Source organism: Algirhabdus cladophorae (assembly GCF_044772865.1).
GTDB lineage: Bacteria > Pseudomonadota > Alphaproteobacteria > Rhodobacterales > Rhodobacteraceae > Algirhabdus > Algirhabdus cladophorae.
This window is the reverse complement of the sequence record NZ_CP173029.1, coordinates 1,607,371-1,631,280: the sequence shown is the minus strand read 5'-3', so window position 1 is coordinate 1,631,280 and position 23,910 is coordinate 1,607,371. Positions and strand designations below refer to the sequence as shown.

Sequence of the window (23,910 nt, the reverse complement as noted above, 5' to 3'; positions counted from 1 at the left end):
AATTTAGCAAAAGCTTATAACAAAGCCCGAGGCATAAATGCACTCGGGCTTTACTTTTTCCACTAGCAAAAACTCGCGGTTCGCGCCGTAGGTTAAACCGCAACCTCGCTAAGGGTTTCGCGTCGTGCAGACAGTTCTTCTGCCACCAAGAATGCCAATTCCAAAGACTGGCTGGCGTTAAGGCGTGGGTCGCAGGCTGTGTGGTATCTATCCGACAGATCCTCGTCAGTAACCGCACGGACACCGCCTGTGCATTCAGTCACGTCCTTGCCGGTCATCTCGAAATGCACACCGCCGGGCACTGTGCCTTCTGCCGCATGAATGCCAAAGAATTCGCGTACTTCGCGCAAAACAGACTCAAACGGCCGTGTTTTGTACCCGGTCGAGGATTTGATCGTGTTGCCATGCATCGCATCACAGGACCACAGCACGTTTGCGCCTTCTTCTTTCACAGCCTTGATCAGACGTGGCAGATGATCGCCCACAGATCCCGCACCAAAACGCGCAATCAGTGTCAAACGGCCTGCCTCATTTTCCGGGTTCAACTTGGACATCAGCACCTTGAGGTCTTCAGCCGTGGTTGTTGGACCACATTTCAGACCGATCGGGTTTTGCACGCCTGAACAGAACTGAACATGTGCGCCATCAGGCTGACGCGTCCGGTCGCCGATCCAGATCATGTGACCGGATCCTGCAATCCATTTACCAGAGGTGCTATCAACACGTGTCAGTGCCTCTTCGTATTCCAACAACAGCGCTTCGTGGCTGGTGTAAAAATCAACGGATTGCAGCGTGTGCGCCGTTTCCTGGTTCACACCTGCCGCGCGCATGAAATCCAAGGTGTCGGAAATCCGGTTGGTCATGTCACGGTAGGCCGCGGCTTTTTCACCTTCGGCAAAGCCCAAAGTCCAACCGTGCACTTGATGCACATCCGCATAGCCGCCCGTTGAAAACGCACGCAACAAGTTCAGCGAGGCGGCGGCCTGCGTGTAGGCCTGCAACATCCGCTGCGGATCTGGGATGCGATCTTCGGGCGTGAAATCAAAACCGTTGATGATGTCGCCACGGTAGCTGGGCAATTCCTGATCGCCCTTAGTTTCGGTATTGGCCGAACGCGGCTTGGCAAATTGACCCGCAACGCGACCCACTTTGATCACAGGAACCTTGGCGCCATATGTCAGCACCATTGCCATTTGCAGCATCACTTTGAAGGTATCGCGGATTGTATCGGCAGAAAATTCGCTAAAACTTTCGGCACAATCGCCGCCCTGCAGCAAAAACGCTTCACCGCGGGACGCAGCGGCCAGTTTGGCCTTCAGGCTGCGGGCCTCGCCTGCAAAAACCAAAGGTGGATATTTCGACAATTGCGCCTCAACCGAGTTCAATTCGGCCTGGTCCACATAGTCTGGCATCTGCACGCGTGGCAGGCTGCGCCAGTCAGATTTTTGCCATTTGGTCATCGCTTTTGCTCCCGTTAGCGGTATCACGCAGCCCGTATATTCTGCATTGCGGCTAATGCCAATGCTGTTTGGGCTTGATCCTGCGTTTCAATGCGTGTTGATGTCGCGATACGACCACCAAGGATGCGAAAATGTCCGTACAAAACCCCACCGTCGACATTTCTATGACCCCCGACAAACCAAAGCACTTTGTGTTTGTTCTGATGGATAACTTTACGTTGCTGTGCTTTTCAGCGGCTTTAGAATCTTTGCGGATCGCAAACCGCATGTCCGGGCAAGACTTGTTTTCGTGGTCTTTGGCCAGTGAGGGGGGCAGCCCCGTGTCCTGCTCTGCAGGCACTGAATTTAACGTCACCGATGATTTGGGTGAAGTTTCGCGTGACGACACTGTTTTACTGTGCGGCGGCATAGACGTCCAAGCCGCCACCACCAAACGCATTCTCAATTGGCTGCGGCGCGAGGCCCGTCGGGGTGCTACAATAGGTGGGCTTTGCACAGCCACATATGCTTTGGCCAAGGCCGGACTGTTGGACGGCAAAAAGGCCACGATCCACTGGGAAAACCAAGACAGCTTTACCGAGGAATTTGATGAGGTCGAGCTGACCAAATCCGTGTTTGTGGTGGACGGCAATCGCTACACCACAGCAGGCGGCACATCTTCGATCGATTTGATGCTCAAACTTATTGCCGACACCTATGGCGAGGAATTGGCCAATGCGGTCGCCGACCAGCTGATTTATTCGTCAATCCGCACGGACCAAGACACCCAACGCCTGTCCGTGCCAACACGGATCGGGGTGCGACATCCAAAGCTGAGCCAAGTGATCCAGATGATGGAAAACAACATCGAGGAACCGATCAGCCCCTCGGTCTTGGCCAAGGACGTCGGCATGTCGACCCGGCAATTGGAACGTCTGTTTCGCCGGTATCTGAACCGCTCGCCTAAGCGATACTATATGGAGTTACGCCTGCAAAAGGCCCGCAATCTACTGATGCAAACCGATATGAGTGTGATCAACGTGGCTTTGGCTTGCGGGTTTGCCTCGCCCTCGCATTTCTCAAAATGCTATCGTTCGCATTATTCCACGACGCCCTACCGCGAACGCGGGGCGCAGGCCGCACGCCTGTCAATCTGACGCTATTTGGCTGATACTATTTGGGCGTGACGCGGTAGGCGGCCCCCTGCCCCACGCTTAGAAACCAAATACTGCCATCAGGGGCCTCCACGACATCGCGCACGCGTTGCGTGGCGTCTGATTTGATCTGTTCAACTTCACGGGAGCTGCGTGGATCAAGCCGACTAATGTAGTCAAACTTGAGTGATCCAACAAACATCGACCCCTTCCATTCGGGCCAAAGAGCGCCGGAATAAATCATCATCCCCGAAGGGGCGATGGACGGATCCCAATAGAATTCGGGCTGCTGCATGCCCGCTTTGGCGGTGCCCTCGCCAATCTTTGCTCCAGAATAATGTTCCCCATAAGAAATCACTGGCCAGCCAAAATTTGCGCCTTTGGTAATGCGATTCACCTCGTCACCACCCTTTGCCCCATGCTCAACCACCCACAGATTGCCAGCGTTGTCCAAAGCCGCCCCTTGCGGATTGCGGTGCCCGTAGGACCAGATATGCGGTTGCGCCTCGGACTGGTCCACAAACGGGTTTGACGCAGGCACTGTGCCATCACGATTGACGCGCACAACGGATCCGTTCTGTACCGACAAATCCTGTGCCGACGGACGATCCCCCCGATCCCCGATGGTCAAAAACAGACTGCCATCGCGGGCCTCAACGATCCGGCTGCCAAAGTGCCGCCCGCCGGTACTGCCCTGCGCCAGCTCAAAGATCACGCGCACATTGCGCAACCGGCCTTGGTTTGCGTCAAACTCGGCAACAGCCAGAGCCGTCCCAGCCCCACGACCCTGCTTTTTCGAGAAACTGAAGAAAACCTCGCTGCTTTGGGCAAAATCACGAGGCACCATTACATCCAACAGCCCGCCTTGGCCCTGCACGGCGATACGTGGCAGTCCTTTGATCACATTTACCTCGCCGTTTTTGGCATGCAGCAAGCGGCCATCCCGTTCCGTCACCAAAACACTGCCATCTGGCAAAAACCCAAGCCCCCAAGGTTCATCCAAACCACGGATCATCGGGACCACCTCAACATCGGGCTGACTGGTGCTAAATGCCGCCAGCGGCTGGGTGAAGATCAACAAAAGAACAAGCGCGCGCCACATCAGAAACCCTCCAGTTTTGGTCTGACCTTCAACCTAAGCGGTGCCTGCCCAAGTTCAAATCACGGTTTCGCGTGAGTGCCGATTTATTTGCCTGTTTTTCGTGGCGTAAAGAGGCCCATTGCCTGCATGAGTCACTTTTCATTCTGAAAAACTTAGCTACTGTCTTGACCAGTCACAAAATGTCCTAGGGAGACTAAAAATGAAAAAGCTGCTTACAGCAACTGCACTTACCAGCATCATGGCGTCCAGCGCCTTTGCCGGTAGCCATTCTGAAACCGTAAAAATCGGCGTGATTTTGGGCTTTACGGGTCCGATTGAATCGCTGACACCGTCCATGGCAGACGGCGCTGAATTGGCGATGAAAGAAGTCACAGACGGCGGCAAGCTGTTGGGCGGCGCCAAGGTGGAAGCTGTGCGTGCGGACAGCACATGTATCGATTCCGCAGCGGCCACTGCAGCAGCAGAACGTCTGATCACAGCTGATGGGGTCAAAGGCATCATGGGTGCAGATTGTTCCGGTGTTACTGGTGCGATTTTGGCAAACGTTGCTTTGGCAAACGGTGTTGTCATGGTATCCCCATCGGCCACATCCCCTGCCCTGACCACAGCTGAAGACAATGGTTTGTTCTTCCGCACAGCCCCGTCGGATGCACGCCAAGGCGTTGTTATGACAGAGGTTTTGATGGAAGAAGGCATCAAGTCCGTGGCGTTGACATACACAAATAACGACTATGGCAAAGGTTTGGCCGACGCATTCCAAGCGGCCTATGAAGCAGCCGGTGGCGAGGTTACCATTTCTGCAGCCCACGAAGACGGCAAAGCCGACTATTCCGCCGAAGTGGGTGCCTTGGCATCCGCTGGTGGTGACCGTTTGGTTGTTGCAGGCTATGTAGACCAAGGCGGGTCCGGCATCGTGCGCTCTGCATTGGACAGCGGTGCGTTTGACACGTTCCACTTCCCAGACGGCATGATCGGCGCAAAACTGGAAGAAAACTTTGGTTCTGAGATCGACGGCTCCACTGGCCAGCACCCCGGCACAGACAGCGAAGGCGTTGCAATGTTTGCTGAAATGGTTGGCGATGCATTTGACAGCACGTCTCCGTTCACACCAGAAAGCTACGACGCTGCAGCTTTGATTATGTTGGCCATGCAGGCAGCAGAGTCCTCGGATCCGGCTGACTACAAAGGCAAAATTGAAATGGTCGCAAACGCTCCGGGTGAAAAGATTTTCCCAGGTGAGTTGAACAAGGCTTTGGAAATTCTCGCGGGCGGTGGCGACATCGACTATGTGGGTGCCTCGGCAGTTGAGCTGGTAAACGGTGGCGAAAGCGCCGGCAACTACCGCCAGATCAAATTGGAAAACGGCGTCATCGAGACAGCCAAATACCGCTAAACCAAACATAGAAAAGCGCGGGCCTGAGGGTTCGCGCTTTTCTCATCTACCAAGAGCTGGTCAAAATCAGCCGCTGAAAAACCACCCGGGGACCCTATGATATCCGTAAATAATATCGTCAAAAGTTTTGGCGGCTTTCGGGCTGTCGATGGTGCGACGCTGGAGATTGCCGAAGGGTCAATCACCGGCCTCATCGGCCCTAATGGTGCGGGAAAAACCACTCTTTTCAATGTGATTGCGGGTGTTCTTAATCCATCATCTGGCGTCGTGCGCATGGATGGTGAGGATATCACGGGCCTGCCGCCCCATACATTGTTTGAAAAAGGGCTGCTGCGTACTTTCCAAATTGCCCATGAATTTTCGTCCATGACCGTGCAGGAAAACCTGATGATGGTGCCCTCTGGTCAATCCGGCGAGACGCTTTGGAACACATGGTTTGGACGCAAGCGCATTGCGGATGAAGAACGCGCCCTGCGCGCCAAGGCCGATGAAGTTTTAGATTTTCTCACTGTGGATCACTTGACCCATGAACGGGCCGGAAACCTGTCCGGTGGGCAAAAGAAATTGCTAGAGCTTGGCCGGACAATGATGGTTGATGCCAAAATCGTCTTTTTGGACGAAGTCGGTGCCGGTGTGAACCGAACTTTGCTCAATACCATCGGCGATGCGATTCTGCGTCTGAACAAAGAGCGCGGTTATACCTTTTGTATGATCGAACACGATATGGATTTTATCGGCAGGCTCTGTGATCCGGTGATTTGTATGGCAGAGGGCAAGGTTCTGGCCCAAGGTACGATTGATGAGATCAAGTCGAATGAGGCTGTGATCGAGGCCTATTTGGGCACGGGCCTTAAGAACAAGGAAGCGTCGTAATGTGTTGTTTCCGCTGGGATTTGAGTATTTTTGGAAAAAAGAAACGGGATGGATCACATGTCTGAGCCGTTTTTGATCGGGGATGGCATGACCGGTGGCTATGGCACTGGCGCGGACATCTTGCACGATTGTACGATTGCCGTGAACACAGGTGAGATTGCTGTGATCGTTGGGCCTAATGGGGCCGGTAAATCTACCGCAATGAAGGCCGTGTTTGGGATGTTGAACATCCATACTGGCGCAGTGCGGTTGCAAGGCGAGGATATTACAAAGCTCACTCCGCAAGCGCGGGTGGCCAAGGGGATGGCTTTTGTGCCGCAGACCCACAACATCTTTACGTCCATGACCGTTGAAGAAAACCTTGAGATGGGGGCGTTTTTGCGCCGGGACGACATTCGTCAGACCATTGAACAGGTCTATGAACTGTTTCCGATTTTGGGCGACAAGCGTCGTCAGGCCGCGGGCGAACTATCAGGTGGCCAGCGCCAGCAAGTGGCTGTGGGTCGCGCACTTATGACACAGCCGTCCGTGTTGATGTTGGATGAGCCGACGGCCGGTGTTTCACCAATTGTGATGGATGAGCTTTTTGACCGGATTATCGAGGTCGCGCGCACAGGCATTTCGATCCTGATGGTGGAACAAAACGCACGACAAGCCCTTGATATCGCAGACAAAGGGTATGTTTTGGTGCAAGGGCGCAACGCCTTTACAGACACGGGTCAGGCCCTGCTGAATGACCCCGAAGTCCGCAAAAGTTTCTTGGGAGGGTAGCGTGCGTTTCGTATCTATTTTGAGTGTTTTGACCCTGTTGGCCACACCTGCGGCAGCCATAACATTTGACTGTGGGTTCTTTCAGTTGTGCATGGGCGAGGATGAAAACACCTGCCAAGACGCAGGCTATAAAGTCACGGTCGAGGCTGCCACAACGGCCACGCCGATGATGACCACAGTGGACGAAAGTTACGCCGTGCAATCCCGTCAACAGATGGATGCCGAGACGTGGATGTACGCAGGCACGCGGGCCGATGGCGGGATTGAAAGCCTGCAACTGCACGCCTCTGGCAAGGCCCTGTTTGTGCAGGAGGTCAGCATGGATGGGGTAACCGGTTCGACCCTGCGCCACGGCATCTGCACGGTGGTCCAATGAGGGTGCCATATAGCGTATGGCAGGTGTATGGCTGGCGCATGGCTGCTGTATGGCTCTGCGCGATACCAAATATCGCCGCAGCAGCTGTCACGCACTGTGCGTTTACCCAAGAATGTCTGATTGCTGACGACTGTTACGAGACAAATTTCTCAGCCAGCTTGGAAAGCCAAGGCAAAGACACCTTCACCAACGCAGATCAATCCGTGGAAGTGGCTGCCACGATGGGGCGTCTGGTCAGCGATGCAGAAACCCTGCCCGGCCTGCTGGCCTTTCACAAAGACCATCCTGACAAATTGCCGTCGCTTTTTGTCAGCCTTCCCGGTCAAGCGGGCCATTGGATGACGATCCAAGAGGATGGTGCGACGTTTTATACGGTTCATTTGGCCAAGGCTGAATTGGCTATCACATATCGCGGCACATGTAAGATGAAAGCAGAGTAATGGACTTTCTTAATGCCCTTGTGGCCCTTTCAAACTTTGTCCTGATCCCGGGGCTGGCCTATGGCGCGCAATTGGCCTTGGGCGCTTTGGGCGTCACACTGATCTACGGCATTTTGCGGTTTTCCAACTTTGCCCATGGGGACACGATGGCCTTTGGGGCGATGTGCACCATTCTTGTGACATGGCTGTTTCAAAGCTGGGGGATCAGCATTGGCCCGTTTCCGACGGCGCTTTTGGCCCTGCCCTTTGGGATCGCGGCGACGATCCTGCTGCTGCTGGGTACCGATAAGCTGGTCTATCAGTTCTACCGCACGCAAAAAGCGGCACCCGTGATCCTTGTCATCGTCTCCATGGGGGTGATGTTTATCATGAACGGGCTGGTGCGCTTTGTCATTGGACCAGGCGATCAACGGTTTGCCGATGGGGAACGGTTTATCATTTCTGCACGCGACTTTAAGGCTATGACCGGTTTGCGTGAAGGGTTGGCCATCAAGACGACCCAAGGGATCACTGTGATTACAGCCGTTATTGTTGTGGCCTTGCTGTTCTATTTCCTTAATCGCACACGCACTGGCAAATCCATGCGTGCCTTTTCCGATAACGAGGATCTGGCGCTTCTTTCGGGCATCAATCCAGACCGTGTGGTGATGGTGACTTGGGTGATCGTGGCCTGCCTTGCGACGATTGCAGGGGTTCTGTACGGCCTTGATAAATCGTTCAAACCCTTCACCTATTTCCAACTGCTTCTGCCGATTTTTGCCAGTGCAATCGTCGGTGGTTTGGGCAATCCGATCGGCGCGATCGTCGGTGGGTTTGTCATCGCGTTTAGCGAAGTGACCATAACCTATGCGTGGAAAAAAGTACTGACTTATGTGCTGCCCGACAATCTGGACCCCAGCGGATTGGTGCAGCTTTTGTCGACGGATTACAAATTCGCCGTGTCCTTTGTGATCCTGATCATCGTTTTGTTGTTCCGACCTACTGGCCTGTTTAAGGGGAAATCCGTATGACCCTCTTTCTTATCCCTTTGTTTGCGGCCCTGATCGGTCTGAACGTGATGGCGCGTCGCCAAGAGCAGGATCGCCTGAACGTGTTGACCATGTTTGCCATCGTCTTGGCTTTGGTCCTTGCCACTGGTTTTTTACAAAGCTGGAACGTGGCCCTACAGATCGTCAACTTTGGCTTGATCAGCGCAATTCTAGCATTGGGCGTGAACCTGCAATGGGGCTATGCAGGCCTGTTTAACATCGGGATCATGGGCTTTGTCGCCTTGGGCGGTTTGGCCACGGTGCTGGTTTCGATGCCGCCAACCGAGGGTGCAATGGCCGCTGGGGGTCTGCGCATCTTATTAGGACTGGCCCTAGGGGCTGGCACAATTGTTGGTGCGATTTTGTTCCGCAGTAAAACCGCCGCTGGACGCATTCGTAATCTGGGGACAGTTGTCATTCTGATCGCTGGGTTTTTCCTGTTCCGTTTTGTATTTGATGGCGGTGTTGCAGGCGTTGAGGCGATTGATCCAGCCGCCACTGGCAACCTTGGTGGGCTTGGTCTGCCAGTCATTCTCGCTTGGCCCGTGGGCGGTTTAATTGCTGCGGGGGCAGCCTGGGTGATTGGGAAAACAGCGCTTGGCCTGCGGTCGGATTACTTGGCGATTGCGACCCTCGGGATTGCCGAGATCGTTATCGCTGTCATGAAAAACGAGGATTGGCTGTCGCGAGGCGTCAAGAACGTCAACGGTATCCCGCGGCCAGTGCCTTATGAGATCGATCTGCAGAACTCTGCCAGCTTTGTCGAGCGCGCCCAAGGTTTGGGATTGGATCCTGTCACCGCCTCCTCGCTCTATGTCAAACTCAGCTATTCGGTTCTCTTTGCCATCGTTCTGGCGATCCTACTGGTGTTGGCCCAATTGGCCCTAAAATCGCCATGGGGCCGGATGATGCGCGCGATCCGCGACAACGAAGTCGCAGCCGAGGCTATGGGCAAAGACGTCACGCGCCGCCACTTGCAGATTTTTGTTCTGGGCTCGGCCATTTGCGGCGTGGCAGGTGCGATGATGACTTCGCTCGATGGTTTGCTGGCACCAACCAGCTATCAGCCCCTGCGCTTTACCTTCCTTGTTTGGGTCATGGTGATCGTTGGCGGATCGGGCAATAACTTTGGGGCCGTTTTGGGCGGATTCATTATCTGGTTCTTCTGGATCCAAGTGGAGCCTATTGGGCTGCTGCTGATCGAAGCCCTGACCGCTGGGATGGCCGAAACCAGCCCGCTGCGGCTGCATCTGATCGACAGTGCCGCTCATATGCGCCTTCTGACCATGGGGGTGATCCTGCTGCTGGTGCTTAGGTTCAGTCCACGTGGATTGATCCCAGAGAAGTAAACGACAAAAAATGCCGTTTTTGGTGGATGGTTTTGGGGTGGCTGGATTAGTCTGACCGCAACTTTGAGGAAGGATTGCGCCCATGAAAACCACCACCCGCGTTGTTGTGATCGGAGGCGGCGTTGTGGGCTGCTCGGTGTTGTATCACCTGACCAAATTGGGCTGGTCTGATGTGATGTTGCTGGAGCGGTCCGAGTTGACAAGCGGGTCCACGTGGCACGCAGCTGGTGGGTTTCATACACTCAACGGCGACACGAATATGGCCGCGTTGCAGGGCTATACGATCAAGCTTTATCGTGAGTTGGAGGAGATCACCGGCATGTCTTGCGGCTTGCATCATGTGGGTGGTGTGACGCTGGCAGACACCAAAGAACGCTTTGATATGCTGGTCGCGGAACGGGCCAAGCACCGCTATATGGGCCTTGAGACAGAAATCGTCACGCCAGATGAGATCCGAAAAATCGCCCCGATCACCAATACCGACGGCATCCTTGGCGCGCTTTATGATCCGCTGGACGGGCATTTGGATCCCTCGGGCACCACCCACGCCTATGCCAAGGCCGCTAGGATGGGTGGCGCCACCATAGAGACCCACACGAAAGTCACGGCAACCACCCAACGCCCCGATGGCACATGGGATGTGGTCACGGACAGGGGCACTATTCACACCGAACATGTGGTCAATGCCGCAGGTCTCTGGGCGCGCGAAGTCGGGGCGATGGCGGGTGTTTATTTCCCGCTGCACCCGATGGAACACCAATACCTTGTGACCGAGGACATTGCAGAAATTTACGAACGCGATACCGAGCATCCCCATGTGATGGATCCTGCCGGTGAAAGCTATCTGCGCCAAGAAGGACGCGGTCTATGCATCGGGTTTTATGAACAACCCTGTAAACCTTGGGCGGTGGATGGCACGCCGTGGGACTTTGGTCACGAGTTGTTGCCAGATGATCTGGACAAGGTCGAGGCTTCGGTCGATTTCGCTTACAAACGCTTCCCCGTTCTGGAACGTGCTGGCATCAAGTCTGTGATCCATGGGCCGTTCACCTTTGCGCCCGATGGCAACCCGCTGGTAGGTCCTGTGCCCGGTATGCGTGGGTATTGGTCGGCCTGTGCGGTGATGGCAGGGTTCAGCCAAGGCGGCGGCGTGGGCCTGATGTTGGCCCAATGGATGATCGAGGGCGAGACAGAACGCGACACCTTTGCCATGGACTGTGCCCGCTTTGGCGATTGGATCAGCCCGGGCTACACCCGACCCAAGGTGATCGAGAATTATCAGCGCCGGTTCAGCGTAAGTTACCCGAACGAGGAACTGCCCGCGGCGCGGCCCATGATGCAGACGCCAATGTATCAGACCTTTGACCAAATGGGCGCAGTTTGGGGGGCGCAATACGGGTTGGAGGTGCCAAATTACTTTGCCCAAGGCGATGAACCACGGTTCGAGACGCCGTCATTCCGCCGCTCCAACGCATGGGAGGCCACCAAACGCGAGGTCATGGCCGTGCGCAACAGCGTCGGCATCAACGAGGTGCATAACTTTGGCAAGTACCAAGTCCGCGGTCCAAATGCGCGCGCGTGGCTGGATAAAATCATGGCGGGCCGCATCCCCACAATCGGTAGGTTGTCGCTCACGCCCATGTTGTCCCATAAGGGCCGACTCATTGGCGATTTCACAGTCTCTTGTTTGGCCGAGGACAAGTTTCAGCTGACCGCATCTTATGGCTCGCAAGCCTATCACTGGCGCTGGTTTTTACAACATGAGGATAGCGGCGTAAGTATCGACAATATAAGCGATAAATGGAACGGATTTCAGGTGGCTGGCCCCAATGCAGGCAAGGTTTTACAGGGCTGCACGCGCTATGATTTGAGCCAAATGAAGTTCATGGATGTGCGTCAAATCGTGGTTGGATTGGTACCCTGCGTGGTGCAACGGGTCAGCTACACGGGCGATCTGGGGTTCGAGATCTATTGCGACCCCATGCAGCAACAAAGCCTGTGGACAACTCTGTGGGCCGCTGGTCAGCCTTACCATATCCGGCCCTTTGGAATGCGGGCGATGATGTCGTTGCGGCTGGACAAATTCTTTGGCTCATGGATGGCCGAATTTTCGCCTGATTACACTGCGGCAGAGACGGGATTGGATCGTTTCATTAGCTTCAAGAAAAACGTGGATTTCAATGGCCGGGCTGCGGCAGAGGCCGAACGGGCCACACCCCCTGCCCGCCAGTTGGTCAGTTTCGAGGTCGACGCAGAGGACGCAGATGTGGTGGCGTATGAGCCAGTGTTCATCGACGGCGAAGTCCAAGGCTTCTGCACCTCAGGTGGGTATTCGCACTATGCGGGCAAATCCATCGCCATGGCTCTGATCCCACGAGACAAAGCCAAAAACGGCCTAGAGGCGCAGATCGAAATTCTGGGATCGTTACGGCCTGCGAAACTGATCACCGAGCCGCTTTTTGATGCAGACGGGGCACGCATGCGTGGCTGATCTGGCGATCCTTTTGCCCGCTGCTGGGGCTTCATCCCGTATGCAAGGCGCCGATAAGCTGTTGCAGGATGTTGATGGCCAGCCCTGCTTGCGGCATATGGCACGACGAGCGTTGCAAGCCAGTGATCACGTGATCGTCACGTTACCCGCGCTGGACCATCCGCGTGCCTCGGCCCTTCAGGGTTTGCACGTCACCGCGGTGCCTGTCCCCGATTGGGCCGATGGCATGTCCGCCTCGCTGAAGGCTGGCGTGACGCATGCCAAAGACGCTAAGGCGTTGATGATCGTCCCTGCAGATATGCCGGATATCACGGGCCAAGATATAGCCACATTGGCCGCTGTGTTTCGCGCCAGCGGTCTCGCGGTGCTGCAGGGTGCCAGCGCGGATGGACAAGCCGGACATCCGGTTATTTTTCACCGCAAGACCTATGGTGATTTTCACTTGCTCAGCGGTGACAAGGGCGCGGCCGCTGTGATCAAACGCCACGCAAAATCCCACGCTCTGTATCCGCTATCCGGCACCCGCGCCCTGCTGGATCTTGACAGCCCCCAAGATTGGGCCGCGTGGCGCAAATCCCGCTAAGTCAGCAGCCCGTTTTGGCGTTGTTCGCGGGCGTAGATGAAAAAGATGAAATTCATTGCGCACATCATCCACAATACCGTCGCAGCCTTGGGCCCTGCCACCGCATAAAGGCCCGGATCCGTAAAGAAGACCAGCCAAAGCACTGCTGCAATCAGCGCGAAAAAGGCCAGCGCCAGGGCAAACACAGCTTTGTCTTCACGCATCCACAGCAAAATTGCACCTAATACACCAGACCACGTGCCCAAACCCCATAAGCCATTGGCTACAAAGGGAAGTTCGGTGAAATAGGTGATCTGCTCGACCGGATAGGCCTCGAGGTATGCAGCGATATTGTACTGTGTGAGGATGTAGTCGACGCCCGCAAAGGCGAACCAAAGAAGCGCCAAAATTGTCATAGCCGTCAAATGAAATGGTCGTTGCATGGCCCTCGCCCTTTTATAATTTTCTGGGATCAAGGGTAACGCAGGAGCAACACCCATAAAGGGGAAAAATCACAAAAAAACGGAGGGCACTGGAGGTCCTCCGTTTTTCGTGCTGCCCGCCCCGATGAAAACCGGGACGGTATAGCTGCATATTACTTGGCCAGCAGTTTGGCTTCGTGCTTTTTCAACGTGCGGCGTGCGGCTGCGTAGTCTTGCAGACCTTCTGCCTTGGCCAATTCTGGGAACAGTTCCAGAATTTCGTCACGTTGCGCATCGTCGATGCCTTTGAGGGTGTAATCCCCGGGCTGGAAGCTTTCTGTCCATGTGCCATCCGACAGCACCACTTCGTGTTGATCGAACATGAAGTGGATATAGCTGGTCCGCACCACATCAACCACCTGCACCCCTGCGCCATCAACCAAATGCTTGGCTGCAGCAAGGACTTCGCTTTCTTCGAAGTACAGTTGCGGTTGATCACCGGAAATCAGCATGCGGTGGTTTGGCGAGACCATCATGTCGCGCTCTGGCAGACCATTGCCCAAGGACCCAGCGCGGATCAGAACCGGCTTGAGGTGTGGGCTGGACATCAGTTGCGCACCAGTCAGGTCTTTTGATCCCATCCACCGGATTTCCTGCAGGCCGTTGTCACGCGTGATGATCTTGTCACCAACTTGCAAATCTTGGACCAAACGTTCGCCTTGTGGCGTCGCAATCAGTGTACCCGGTGTAAAGCATGGGATGACTTCTTCGATTTCGGTGAAGGTCGTGGTGCCCGTGACGTTGCCGTCTGCATCCTTGTACTCCACAAAGCCGTCAAAGCCGTTCCCATTGCTGTCGGGACCAGTGTAGACCACGTTCAGGCTGCCATCCCCGGCAGAGCCGCGCAGATCCAGCACATCGTAGTCGTCGCCACCCGAACCACCGTCGATGGTGTCACCAGCCGTGATATGATCGAAGGTGTCGCGATCATCGCCACCATCCATCGTATCCTCGCCAGCGCCACCGGACAGGATGTCATCGCCGTCGCCACCAGTGATGGTGTCGTCGCCATGACCACCGATCAACTCATCGTTGCCTGTTCCACCGTCAATCGTGTCATCGTCAATGCCGCCGTCGATAAAGTCATCGCCTGCGTCACCGTTGAGGGTGTCATCGTCGTCTGCACCAAAGATCGTGTCGTTGCCGTCACCACCGTTGACGATGTCCATGCCGTTGTTTGGCACAAGATCGTCACCGATCAGCGGGTTAGCGCCCTCATCTGGGATATCCAGATTGTCAGGGAAGCCCAGATCGGGGTCGATGCCTGCGTAGATCGTGTCGTCGCCGTCGCCACCGTCAATGATGTCCGAGCCTTCGCCACCAACAATCCGGTCGTCGCCGTCGCCACCAAGGATGGTGTCTGCGTCGATACCACCGTCGATGATGTCGTCGCCTGTACCGCCTTCGATGTAGTCCTCGTCATCGCCGGTTGTGATGGTGTCATTGCCGTCGCCGCCAAAGACTGTATCACGATCGTCAAACGGATCCTCATCCGCAGGAATGAACGGAATAACAGTGTTCGGATCAGTGTCCGGATAGCCCAGATCAGTCAACGGGTTCGGATTGTTCGAAGATGTGTCGATCACATCATCGCCGTCACCACCATAGACCGTGTCCGACCCATCGCCCGAGATCACAGTGTCGTCGCCGTCGCCAGCTTCAACGATGTCATCATTGGGGTCTTCACCCGGCAGGATCGCGTCTTCGCCATCAATGACATCGCCATCGTTGGGGTCCACATAATCCGTATCGATCAGATCGTCGCCGTCTGTGCCCGACACGATGCCGTCACGGGGATCCTCACCAACCGTGACCGAAACAGTGGCCGTGTCTTGGCCGCCGTTACCATCAGTAATCGTGTAGGTGATCGTATCCACACCAGAGAAATCAGGATCTGGCGTATATTCCAGAGTGCCGTCTGGATTAACCTCAACCGTGCCATTCTCGGCAGTCACTGTGCCTGGCAGAACCGAAAGCGGATCGTCTTCTGGATCGCTGTCATTGCCCAACACGTCGATTGTGACAGGTGTCTCAAAGTCGGTGCTGTCCAGATCATCCACAGCCACTGGATCGTCATTGGTGCCCAGAACAGTGATCACAACTGTGGTTGTGTCCTGACCGCCATTACCGTCGGTGATTGTGTAGCTGACTTCAGTGGTTTCGGTTTCACCCGGTGCCAGATCATCAAACTCACCATTGGCATCAAAGTCATAAGTGCCGTCCGGGTTGATTGTGATCAGGCCACCATTGTCGCCTGCCACGGGCGTGCCGACCAATGTGTCGTCGCCATTGACGCCAATAACCGTCAGATCGTCGTTCTCTGGATCACTGTCGTTGTCCAGAACATTGCCGTCTACGTCGCCCGCATCTTCGTCTTGCGTTACAACGAGGTGATCACACTCTGCCGCAGGACCATCTTCGGTGCCTGTGACTGTGATTGTGACGGTTGTCTCGTCGGTGCCGCCGTTGCCGTCGGTGACGGTGTAGGTCACTTGGGTTTGTGCGGTTTCGCCTTCGCCCAGCTCATCAAAGTCGCCGTTGGGGTCAAAGCTGGCGGTGCCGTCTTCGTTGATCGTGATCAAGCCGCCGTTCGAGCCTTCGACAGGTTCGCCCACGTTGCCATCGTCACCCTCAACCGACCCAACCGTCAGGTCATCGCCTTCAGGATCGCTGTCATTGCCCAGAACATTGTCCAGAGTGATCACCGTATCCTGATCCGTCGCGTCTTCGTCCAACACAGCAACCGGCGCATCGTTTGTGCCCGTCACAGTGAACGTAACCGTCGCCGTATCCGTACCACCATTGCCGTCAGTGATCGTGTAAGACACTGTTGTGCTTGCGTTTTCGCCGGCACCCAGATCGTCAAACTCGCCATTGGCGTCAAAGTCGACCGAGCCGTCTGCGTTGATCACGAACAGACCGCCATTGTCGCCAGCCACAGGGCTGCCCACATTGTCGTCGTCGCCGTCAACTTCCAGAACTGTCAGCGTGTCGTCTTCTGGATCGCTGTCCACACCGTCGCCAGTGTCGTCGGTGATTGCATCGCCATCCACGTCGCCAAAGGCTTCGTCTTGCGAGACAAAATAGCTGCTGTCCACGGCATTTGGTGCATCATTCACACCTGTGACCGTGATGGTGACAGTGGCTTCATCCGTGCCGCCGTTGCCGTCAGTGATCGTGTACGTCACTGTGGTTTCTGCGGTTTCACCTTCGCCAAGCTCTTCGAACGCGCCGTTTGGATCAAAGCTGGCTGTGCCATCTTCGTTGATCGTGATCAGACCACCATTGTCGCCCGGAACCGGCGTGCCAGGGCCTCGCCGCCCACTTCCAAGACTTGCAGCGGATCGTCTTCGGGATCACTATCGTTGCCCAGAACATTGTCCAGAGGCGTGATTGTGTCCTCGTCGGCAGTGCCTGTGTCATCGGTGGCATCGGGACCATCGTTGACCTCGCCCACTGTCACTGTGACCGTGGTGGTGTCGGTGCCGCCATTGCCGTCAGAGATCGTGTAGGTGATCGTGTCCTCACCCGAGAAGTCGGGATCCGGCGTGTATTCCAGCGTGCCGTCCGGGTTGATCTCAACCGTGCCGTTTGGCGCTGTTGGATCGCCGATCACCGTCAACGTGTCGTCCTCTGGATCGCTGTCGTTGCCCAACACGTCGATGGTCACAGATGTGTCCTCGTCGGTCTCGGCTGTATCGGTCACAGCTATTGGCGCGTCGTTGGTGCCTGTGACTGTGATTGTGACGGTTGTCTCGTCGGTGCCGCCTTTGCCGTCGGTGACGGTGTAGGTCACTTGGGTTTGTGCGGTTTCGCCTTCGCCCAGCTCATCAAAGTCGCCGTTGGGGTCAAAGCTGGCGGTGCCGTCTTCGTTGATCGTGATCAAGCCGCCGTTCGAGCCTTCGACAGGTTCGCCCACGTTGCCATCGTCACCCTCAACCGACCCAACCGTCAGGTCGTCGCCTTCAGGATCGCTGTCATTGCCCAGAACATTGTCCAGAGTGATCACCGTATCCTGATCCGTCGCGTCTTCGTCCAACACAGCAACCGGCGCATCGTTTGTGCCCGTCACAGTGAACGTAACCGTCGCCGTATCCGTACCACCATTGCCGTCAGTGATCGTGTAAGACACTGTTGTGCTTGCGTTTTCGCCGGCACCCAGATCGTCAAACTCGCCATTGGCGTCAAAGTCGACCGAGCCGTCTGCGTTGATCACGAACAGACCGCCATTGTCGCCAGCCACAGGGCTGCCCACATTGTCGTCGTCGCCGTCAACTTCCAGAACTGTCAGCGTGTCGTCTTCTGGATCGCTGTCCACACCGTCGCCAGTGTCGTCGGTGATTGCATCGCCATCCACGTCGCCAAAGGCTTCGTCTTGCGAGACAAAATAGCTGCTGTCCACGGCATTTGGTGCATCATTCACACCTGTGACCGTGATGGTGACAGTGGCTTCATCCGTGCCGCCGTTGCCGTCAGTGATCGTGTACGTCACTGTGGTTTCTGCGGTTTCACCTTCGCCAAGCTCTTCGAACGCGCCGTTTGGATCAAAGCTGGCTGTGCCATCTTCGTTGATCGTGATCAGACCACCATTGTCGCCCGGAACCGGCGTGCCAGGGGCCTCGCCGCCCACTTCCAAGACTTGCAGCGGATCGTCTTCGGATCACTATCGTTGCCCAGAACATTGTCCAGAGGCGTGATTGTGTCCTCGTCGGCAGTGCCTGTGTCATCGGTGGCATCGGGACCATCGTTGACCTCGCCCACTGTCACTGTGACCGTGGTGGTGTCGGTGCCGCCATTGCCGTCAGAGATCGTGTAGGTGATCGTGTCCTCACCCGAGAAGTCGGGATCCGGCGTGTATTCCAGCGTGCCGTCCGGGTTGATCTCAACCGTGCCGTTTGGCGCTGTTGGATCGCCGATCACCGTCAACGTGTCGTCCTCTGGATCGCTGTCGTTGCCCAACACGTCGATGGTCACAGATGTGTCCTCGTCGGTCTCGGCTGTATCGGTCACAGCTATTGGCGCGTCGTTGGTGCCTGTGACTGTGATTGTGACGGTTGTCTCGTCGGTGCCGCCTTTGCCGTCGGTGACGGTGTAGGTCACTTGGGTTTGTGCGGTTTCGCCTTCGCCCAGCTCATCAAAGTCGCCGTTGGGGTCAAAGCTGGCGGTGCCGTCTTCGTTGATCGTGATCAAGCCGCCGTTCGAGCCTTCGACAGGTTCGCCCACGTTGCCATCGTCACCCTCAACCGACCCAACCGTCAGGTCGTCGCCTTCAGGATCGCTGTCATTGCCCAGAACATTGTCCAGAGTGATCACCGTATCCTGATCCGTCGCGTCTTCGTCCAACACAGCAACCGGCGCATCGTTTGTGCCCGTCACAGTGAACGTAACCGTCGCCGTATCCGTACCACCATTGCCGTCAGTGATCGTGTAAGACACTGTTGTGCTTGCGTTTTCGCCGGCACCCAGATCGTCAAACTCGCCATTGGCGTCAAAGTCGACCGAGCCGTCTGCGTTGATCACGAACAGACCGCCATTGTCGCCAGCCACAGGGCTGCCCACATTGTCGTCGTCGCCGTCAACTTCCAGAACTGTCAGCGTGTCGTCTTCTGGATCGCTGTCCACACCGTCGCCAGTGTCGTCGGTGATTGCATCGCCATCCACGTCGCCAAAGGCTTCGTCTTGCGAGACAAAATAGCTGCTGTCCACGGCATTTGGTGCATCATTCACACCTGTGACCGTGATGGTGACAGTGGCTTCATCCGTGCCGCCGTTGCCGTCAGTGATCGTGTACGTCACTGTGGTTTCTGCGGTTTCACCTTCGCCAAGCTCTTCGAACGCGCCGTTTGGATCAAAGCTGGCTGTGCCATCTTCGTTGATCGTGATCAGACCACCATTGTCGCCCGGAACCGGCGTGCCAGGGGCCTCGCCGCCCACTTCCAAGACTTGCAGCGGATCGTCTTCGGGATCACTATCGTTGCCCAGAACATTGTCCAGAGGCGTGATTGTGTCCTCGTCGGCAGTGCCTGTGTCATCGGTGGCATCGGGACCATCGTTGACCTCGCCCACTGTCACTGTGACCGTGGTGGTGTCGGTGCCGCCATTGCCGTCAGAGATCGTGTAGGTGATCGTGTCCTCACCCGAGAAGTCGGGATCCGGCGTGTATTCCAGCGTGCCGTCCGGGTTGATCTCAACCGTGCCGTTTGGCGCTGTTGGATCGCCGATCACCGTCAACGTGTCGTCCTCTGGATCGCTGTCGTTGCCCAACACGTCGATGGTCACAGATGTGTCCTCGTCGGTCTCGGCTGTATCGGTCACAGCTATTGGCGCGTCGTTGGTGCCTGTGACTGTGATTGTGACGGTTGTCTCGTCGGTGCCGCCTTTGCCGTCGGTGACGGTGTAGGTCACTTGGGTTTGTGCGGTTTCGCCTTCGCCCAGCTCATCAAAGTCGCCGTTGGGGTCAAAGCTGGCGGTGCCGTCTTCGTTGATCGTGATCAAGCCGCCGTTCGAGCCTTCGACAGGTTCGCCCACGTTGCCATCGTCACCCTCAACCGACCCAACCGTCAGGTCGTCGCCTTCAGGATCGCTGTCATTGCCCAGAACATTGTCCAGAGTGATCACCGTATCCTGATCCGTCGCGTCTTCGTCCAACACAGCAACCGGCGCATCGTTTGTGCCCGTCACAGTGAACGTAACCGTCGCCGTATCCGTACCACCATTGCCGTCGGAAATGGTATAGGTGATGCTGGTTTGGGCTGTTTCACCCTCGCCCAACTCATCAAAATCACCATCGGGATCAAAGAACACGTTGCCGCCATTGTTGACGGTGATCGTGCCACCATTGTCGCCATCAACCGTTGCACCTGAACCGAAAGGACCAAAAGGATCATCGATTGTATCGGTGTCAGCCCCATTGGAGACCGAGATTACGCGGATTTCGTCACCGTCGATATCGCTGTCAGCACCTGGAGCGTCGTCCAGAACATTGCCGTCAACATCATTTGCCGGATCGTTCTGAGTGGATTGGTAGCTGTTATCTACAGCCACGGGGCCATCGTTACTGCCTGTAATCGTTACGGTATATGTCGCAGTGTCTGTCCCGCCGTTGCCGTCGGTGATTGTATAGGTGATGGTTTCAGTAGCGGTTTCGCCTTCAGCCAGATCATCGAAGGCTGTGCCCGGATCATAAGAGATCGTATCGTTGTCGGGGTTAACAGTGAACGTGCCTTGAGTACCGCTGTCGTCGATCGACAGGATTTCGACGTCGTCCCCGTTTGGATCTGTATCGTTGCCTGTAACAACGAAATCTACCGTGCCATTTTCCTCAACAGTTGCGCTGTCGTCGTTGGCTGTTGGGTCATCATTAACCGGCGTGCCGAGGATGTTTTCGATCTCTTCAAAAGTGAAGGTGCCGGTCACATTGCCGTCGTCGTCCAACAATTGAACTGTGCCGCTGGTGCTGTCGTTGTCGTCGTCAACTGTTTCGTTGATGATGCGGAACGGGCCCACGTCGCGCAGATCCAGTGTATCGTTATCGTTGCCGCCTGTGGCACCATCGATCACATCGCCATCGGTCCCGCCGATGATTGTATCCGCACCGTCGCCGCCGCCGATGGTGTCTGCACCCTCGCCGCCTGTGATTATGTCGTCGCCTTTGCCGCCTTTGATCATGTCGTCGCCAGCGCCACCGATCAGGGTGTCATTGCCGTCTTCGCCAAAGAGCATGTCATCGCCGTCACCACCATCAAGGGTGTCGTCGCCGTCTTGGCCGTGGATCCAATCATTACCTGTGCCGCCGTCGACCACATCGTCGCCGGAGCCCATCCAGATCTCTTCGTTGCCAGCGCCACCAATGGCAACATCGTCGCCTGCGCCACCCAGAAGGATGTCGTTGCCGTCGCCACCTTCAAGACGGTCGTCGCCGTCGCCGCCTTCAAGGCGATCGTTGCCGTCACCCCCAAAGAGCGTGTCGTCGCCTTCTTCACCGACCAAACGGTCATGACCTTCGTCGCCGTAAAGTGTGTCGTTGTCGAGGCCGCCATAGAGAGTGTCGTTGCCAGCACCGCCGTAAAAGACGTCTTGGCCCGTACCTTGATCTGCACCTGTTGCGTCGTCGATGATGTCATCGCCGTCGCCACCGTAGATGGTATCGTTGCCTTCGTTCCCTTGCAGATTGTCGTTGCCGCCTTCACCGTAAATGATGTCGTCGCCAGCGCCGCCAAGAATTTTATCGTCACCGCCCACACCGTCATCGATGACTGGCGCGTCGAAATAGACGTCAGTGACGTTGATACCCGAGTTTTCATGGCCGTCTTGTGTGTGGTCCAAACGGATCATCGACACAGGGCCGGGAATTGTAACCAAGACCGAGTATTCTGTAGAGTTGTCAGGGGCATAGCCGCCATTACTGCTGGCAGTGTCGCCATTCAATGTGACTTTTGGTCCAACGCTGAGGTTGACAACAACAGGGTTGTTGTTGGCGTCAAACGCACGGATGCGCACAACACCGTCGCCGTCCACGTCGTTGACGCGGAATTCGACGTTTTCAACTTCGTTCGAGAAGTTCAGTTTGTAACCAGCCGAGCCGCTTTCGCCATTGGTGACGGAATACAGGCTGCTGTTTTCAGCAATGTTTTCGTCGCCATCATCGATACCCGACGTCAGCTGATGATTGCTTTCAAATTGGGTAGCTGCATTGCCGCCGCTGCTGAGGATCGAGAATTCGACGTCAACATTGCCAGTGTTTTGGGTAAAGCCATGGATATCGGCGTTGTTGCCAGTCGCATCGGGGGATTGGTCCCACTCAAAGCTTTCGCGGTAGGCGACACCGGCCGCCGGGCCTGCGTAGTTGCTGTCGCCATAGATAATATCGTCGCCGTCGTTGCCTTCGATGCAGTCATCGCCGGAGCCGCCGTAAATCTCGTCATCGGCAGCACCACCTTTTACAATATCGTCGCCGCCCAGTGCGTCGATGATATCGTCGTTCTGACCTTCACCTGGCAGGATCTGGTCATTGGCGTCGACACAGTCACCGTCTGGATCATCTGCGTAGTTGGCATCGATGACATCGTCGTCATTGCTGCCTTCAACCACGCCGTCCAAACCATCGGCTGCGGGGACTTCTTCAAAACAAATATTGTCAATGGCGCCCGAGCCGTTCAGCACGACCTCCATCTTGGCAACATTGTCGTAGTTCACATCCATGACGCCTTGGCCGTTGTCACCTGTGGTGGTCAGGGGAAGAACCGCCATCAGGTTACCATCTGCGTCCCACAGGCAAACTTGGCCCGGGCTTTCAATATCGAGAACGTTGAAGTTGATCACTTTGGTCGGCTGATCAAACTCAAAGATAAACTTACCGCCGTGGGCTTCGTCATCGGGATCGTTGCTGTCGCCGTCTTCAGACAGGATCAGGACATTGCCGAGGTTGTTTGTCTCGAGGTCGTGATCCCCACCCGTTGGATTATCTGTATCGAAAATCATCACTGGGTTGGCAGCATTCGCGGACGAGATGGTCACCCCATTGGCGCTGTATTGATTGTTAACAATGTCGCCTGCGCTGAGATTGTTAAAGTCTAAAAGTACATTCGGCATAACCGTCTCCAAGTTTCCCCTGATCACGTCGCCGCGACCAAATTACATGCACCCATACAAAAGGCGATCAAGACACACACATGTCCTGAGCGCCTAAAGGAGCGATATCAAAGGCCGGGCGAACCGCACGGACCGACCCTGCATGGAAAGGAGATGGTGGCGCTATGGTGTACTAAGAGACAAAGCGCAAAGCAGCGCTTAGCTTACTCAACACACCACGAAAGTCATTTCTGACACGCGGCACACAATCCTTTGCAACGGCAGAGTTGCATAAATCGTGCGGCCGCCCCCGTGGCCTACAAACATCACCCCCCAGTTGGGCTTGATGGTGTTCTAGAGGAAACCGGTACCCATCACCAAGAGGGAAAAAGTAAGAAGAGTTGCCTCAACGTAAACGTGTATAAAGGGTTGCCTAAAAATCAGGCGTTTTTGGATCTGGTTGTTTAAGCTCTGTAAACAACAAGTTAAATTTGACGCATTGACCTAAGGCAATGAAAAACCTTGTTTAATTGGCAAAGTATATCAAATGCGATGCAATTGCCCCGCTGAGAACAATATGGGTGGTTAACAATATTGGCCCAAATTTAGAAACAATCGGCAATAGTTTGCGGATCCAGACGTGCCAAATGGGCACAAAATGACCTAGCGGAATAAATCAAAACCGCGCAACAATTTCACCGGTTTTGACGCATTGGAGCAGTTCAGGAGGTAAATAACGCCACAATTTCACGAATCATTTACGCAAGCCGGTAAGATTTGGCCGTGATTGCCTGAGGCTGCTTGTGGCTGCTTGTGGCCTTATTCCCGCCACAATCCCTTGGCCCGTCTGTCTGCCCGAAAGCTGGGCTACCCAATTGGG

At 55.6% G+C, this 23,910-nt stretch carries 16 protein-coding genes; 10 read left to right on the top strand and 6 right to left on the bottom strand.

What is annotated here, in order from left to right:
- Window positions 1-92 precede the first annotated feature (92 nt).
- Window positions 93-1,460 carry a class II 3-deoxy-7-phosphoheptulonate synthase gene (locus ACIRQ6_RS07820; protein ID WP_420863567.1) on the bottom strand — a complete coding sequence of 456 codons (1,368 nt, stop codon included), beginning with the start codon at window positions 1,458-1,460 and terminating at the stop codon, window positions 93-95.
- A gap of 131 nt (window positions 1,461-1,591) precedes the next feature.
- Between ACIRQ6_RS07820 and ACIRQ6_RS07815 the strand changes: the two genes are divergently transcribed.
- Entirely contained in the window at window positions 1,592-2,596 is a 1,005-nt protein-coding gene (locus ACIRQ6_RS07815) for a GlxA family transcriptional regulator (protein WP_420863566.1), read from the top strand.
- A gap of 16 nt (window positions 2,597-2,612) precedes the next feature.
- Here the strand turns inward: ACIRQ6_RS07815 and ACIRQ6_RS07810 are convergent, their stop codons facing one another.
- Complete coding sequence (locus tag ACIRQ6_RS07810) at window positions 2,613-3,695, bottom strand: PQQ-dependent sugar dehydrogenase (RefSeq protein WP_420863565.1); 1,083 nt, start codon at window positions 3,693-3,695, stop codon at window positions 2,613-2,615.
- A gap of 199 nt (window positions 3,696-3,894) precedes the next feature.
- Here ACIRQ6_RS07810 and ACIRQ6_RS07805 point away from each other — a divergent pair, with 199 nt between their 5' ends.
- The 9 genes from ACIRQ6_RS07805 to ACIRQ6_RS07765 all read left to right on the top strand — a co-directional run bounded on the left by ACIRQ6_RS07805 (window position 3,895) and on the right by ACIRQ6_RS07765 (window position 12,999).
- Window positions 3,895-5,088 carry an ABC transporter substrate-binding protein gene (locus ACIRQ6_RS07805; RefSeq protein WP_420863564.1) on the top strand — a complete coding sequence of 398 codons (1,194 nt, stop codon included), beginning with the start codon at window positions 3,895-3,897 and terminating at the stop codon, window positions 5,086-5,088.
- Between the two features lie 96 nt (window positions 5,089-5,184).
- Window positions 5,185-5,961 carry an ABC transporter ATP-binding protein gene (locus tag ACIRQ6_RS07800; protein WP_420863563.1) on the top strand — a complete coding sequence of 259 codons (777 nt, stop codon included), beginning with the start codon at window positions 5,185-5,187 and terminating at the stop codon, window positions 5,959-5,961.
- Between the two features lie 57 nt (window positions 5,962-6,018).
- Window positions 6,019-6,732 (top strand): ABC transporter ATP-binding protein, encoded by a 714-nt coding sequence (locus tag ACIRQ6_RS07795; protein WP_420863879.1) that lies wholly within the window; start codon window positions 6,019-6,021, stop codon window positions 6,730-6,732.
- A 1-nt stretch (window position 6,733) separates the two neighbouring features.
- Window positions 6,734-7,108: a hypothetical protein gene (locus tag ACIRQ6_RS07790; RefSeq protein WP_420863562.1), complete on the top strand. Its 375-nt coding sequence runs from the start codon at window positions 6,734-6,736 to the stop codon at window positions 7,106-7,108.
- 38 nt (window positions 7,109-7,146) lie between these two features.
- Window positions 7,147-7,548: a hypothetical protein gene (locus ACIRQ6_RS07785; protein WP_420863561.1), complete on the top strand. Its 402-nt coding sequence runs from the start codon at window positions 7,147-7,149 to the stop codon at window positions 7,546-7,548.
- Window positions 7,548-8,558 carry a branched-chain amino acid ABC transporter permease gene (locus tag ACIRQ6_RS07780; protein ID WP_420863560.1) on the top strand — a complete coding sequence of 337 codons (1,011 nt, stop codon included), beginning with the start codon at window positions 7,548-7,550 and terminating at the stop codon, window positions 8,556-8,558. Before ACIRQ6_RS07785 ends, ACIRQ6_RS07780 begins: the two co-directional genes overlap by 1 nt.
- Window positions 8,559-8,647: 89 nt before the next feature.
- Complete coding sequence (locus ACIRQ6_RS07775; RefSeq protein WP_420863878.1) at window positions 8,648-9,925, top strand: branched-chain amino acid ABC transporter permease; 1,278 nt, start codon at window positions 8,648-8,650, stop codon at window positions 9,923-9,925.
- A gap of 82 nt (window positions 9,926-10,007) precedes the next feature.
- Complete coding sequence (locus tag ACIRQ6_RS07770; protein ID WP_420863559.1) at window positions 10,008-12,416, top strand: GcvT family protein; 2,409 nt, start codon at window positions 10,008-10,010, stop codon at window positions 12,414-12,416.
- The gene (locus tag ACIRQ6_RS07765; RefSeq protein WP_420863558.1) at window positions 12,388-12,999 is read left to right on the top strand and encodes a nucleotidyltransferase family protein; all 612 of its coding nucleotides are present in this window, start codon (window positions 12,388-12,390) and stop codon (window positions 12,997-12,999) included. The genes ACIRQ6_RS07770 and ACIRQ6_RS07765 overlap by 29 nt, the downstream gene beginning before the upstream one ends.
- Here ACIRQ6_RS07765 and ACIRQ6_RS07760 read toward each other — a convergent pair.
- The 4 genes from ACIRQ6_RS07760 to ACIRQ6_RS07745 all read right to left on the bottom strand — a co-directional run bounded on the left by ACIRQ6_RS07760 (window position 12,996) and on the right by ACIRQ6_RS07745 (window position 23,051).
- Window positions 12,996-13,421: a hypothetical protein gene (locus tag ACIRQ6_RS07760; RefSeq protein ID WP_420863557.1), complete on the bottom strand. Its 426-nt coding sequence runs from the start codon at window positions 13,419-13,421 to the stop codon at window positions 12,996-12,998. The genes ACIRQ6_RS07765 and ACIRQ6_RS07760 overlap by 4 nt on opposite strands.
- Window positions 13,422-13,573: 152 nt before the next feature.
- A complete protein-coding gene (locus tag ACIRQ6_RS07755; protein WP_420863877.1) occupies window positions 13,574-16,729 on the bottom strand; it encodes an Ig-like domain-containing protein in 3,156 nt (1,051 codons plus the stop codon).
- Between the two features lie 5 nt (window positions 16,730-16,734).
- Window positions 16,735-18,090 carry an Ig-like domain-containing protein gene (locus tag ACIRQ6_RS07750; protein ID WP_420863556.1) on the bottom strand — a complete coding sequence of 452 codons (1,356 nt, stop codon included), beginning with the start codon at window positions 18,088-18,090 and terminating at the stop codon, window positions 16,735-16,737.
- Window positions 18,039-23,051 carry a beta strand repeat-containing protein gene (locus tag ACIRQ6_RS07745; protein WP_420863555.1) on the bottom strand — a complete coding sequence of 1,671 codons (5,013 nt, stop codon included), beginning with the start codon at window positions 23,049-23,051 and terminating at the stop codon, window positions 18,039-18,041. Before ACIRQ6_RS07745 ends, ACIRQ6_RS07750 begins: the two co-directional genes overlap by 52 nt.
- Window positions 23,052-23,910 lie beyond the last annotated feature (859 nt).

Excerpts from the sequence above, each read along its gene's own strand:
- ACIRQ6_RS07820 (WP_420863567.1), bottom strand. The coding sequence starts at position 1,460 with ATGACCAAATGGCAAAAATCTGACTGGCGCAGCCTGCCACGCGTGCAG.
- ACIRQ6_RS07775 (WP_420863878.1), top strand. The coding sequence starts at position 8,648 with ATGTTTGCCATCGTCTTGGCTTTGGTCCTTGCCACTGGTTTTTTACAA.
- ACIRQ6_RS07770 (WP_420863559.1), top strand. The coding sequence starts at position 10,008 with ATGAAAACCACCACCCGCGTTGTTGTGATCGGAGGCGGCGTTGTGGGC.
- ACIRQ6_RS07815 (WP_420863566.1), top strand. The coding sequence starts at position 1,592 with ATGTCCGTACAAAACCCCACCGTCGACATTTCTATGACCCCCGACAAA.
- ACIRQ6_RS07780 (WP_420863560.1), top strand. The coding sequence starts at position 7,548 with ATGGACTTTCTTAATGCCCTTGTGGCCCTTTCAAACTTTGTCCTGATC.
- ACIRQ6_RS07805 (WP_420863564.1), top strand. The coding sequence starts at position 3,895 with ATGAAAAAGCTGCTTACAGCAACTGCACTTACCAGCATCATGGCGTCC.
- ACIRQ6_RS07760 (WP_420863557.1), bottom strand. The coding sequence starts at position 13,421 with ATGCAACGACCATTTCATTTGACGGCTATGACAATTTTGGCGCTTCTT.
- ACIRQ6_RS07745 (WP_420863555.1), bottom strand. The coding sequence starts at position 23,051 with ATGCCGAATGTACTTTTAGACTTTAACAATCTCAGCGCAGGCGACATT.
- ACIRQ6_RS07795 (WP_420863879.1), top strand. The coding sequence starts at position 6,019 with ATGTCTGAGCCGTTTTTGATCGGGGATGGCATGACCGGTGGCTATGGC.
- ACIRQ6_RS07810 (WP_420863565.1), bottom strand. The coding sequence starts at position 3,695 with ATGTGGCGCGCGCTTGTTCTTTTGTTGATCTTCACCCAGCCGCTGGCG.
- ACIRQ6_RS07765 (WP_420863558.1), top strand. The coding sequence starts at position 12,388 with ATGCAGACGGGGCACGCATGCGTGGCTGATCTGGCGATCCTTTTGCCC.
- ACIRQ6_RS07785 (WP_420863561.1), top strand. The coding sequence starts at position 7,147 with ATGGCTGCTGTATGGCTCTGCGCGATACCAAATATCGCCGCAGCAGCT.
- ACIRQ6_RS07800 (WP_420863563.1), top strand. The coding sequence starts at position 5,185 with ATGATATCCGTAAATAATATCGTCAAAAGTTTTGGCGGCTTTCGGGCT.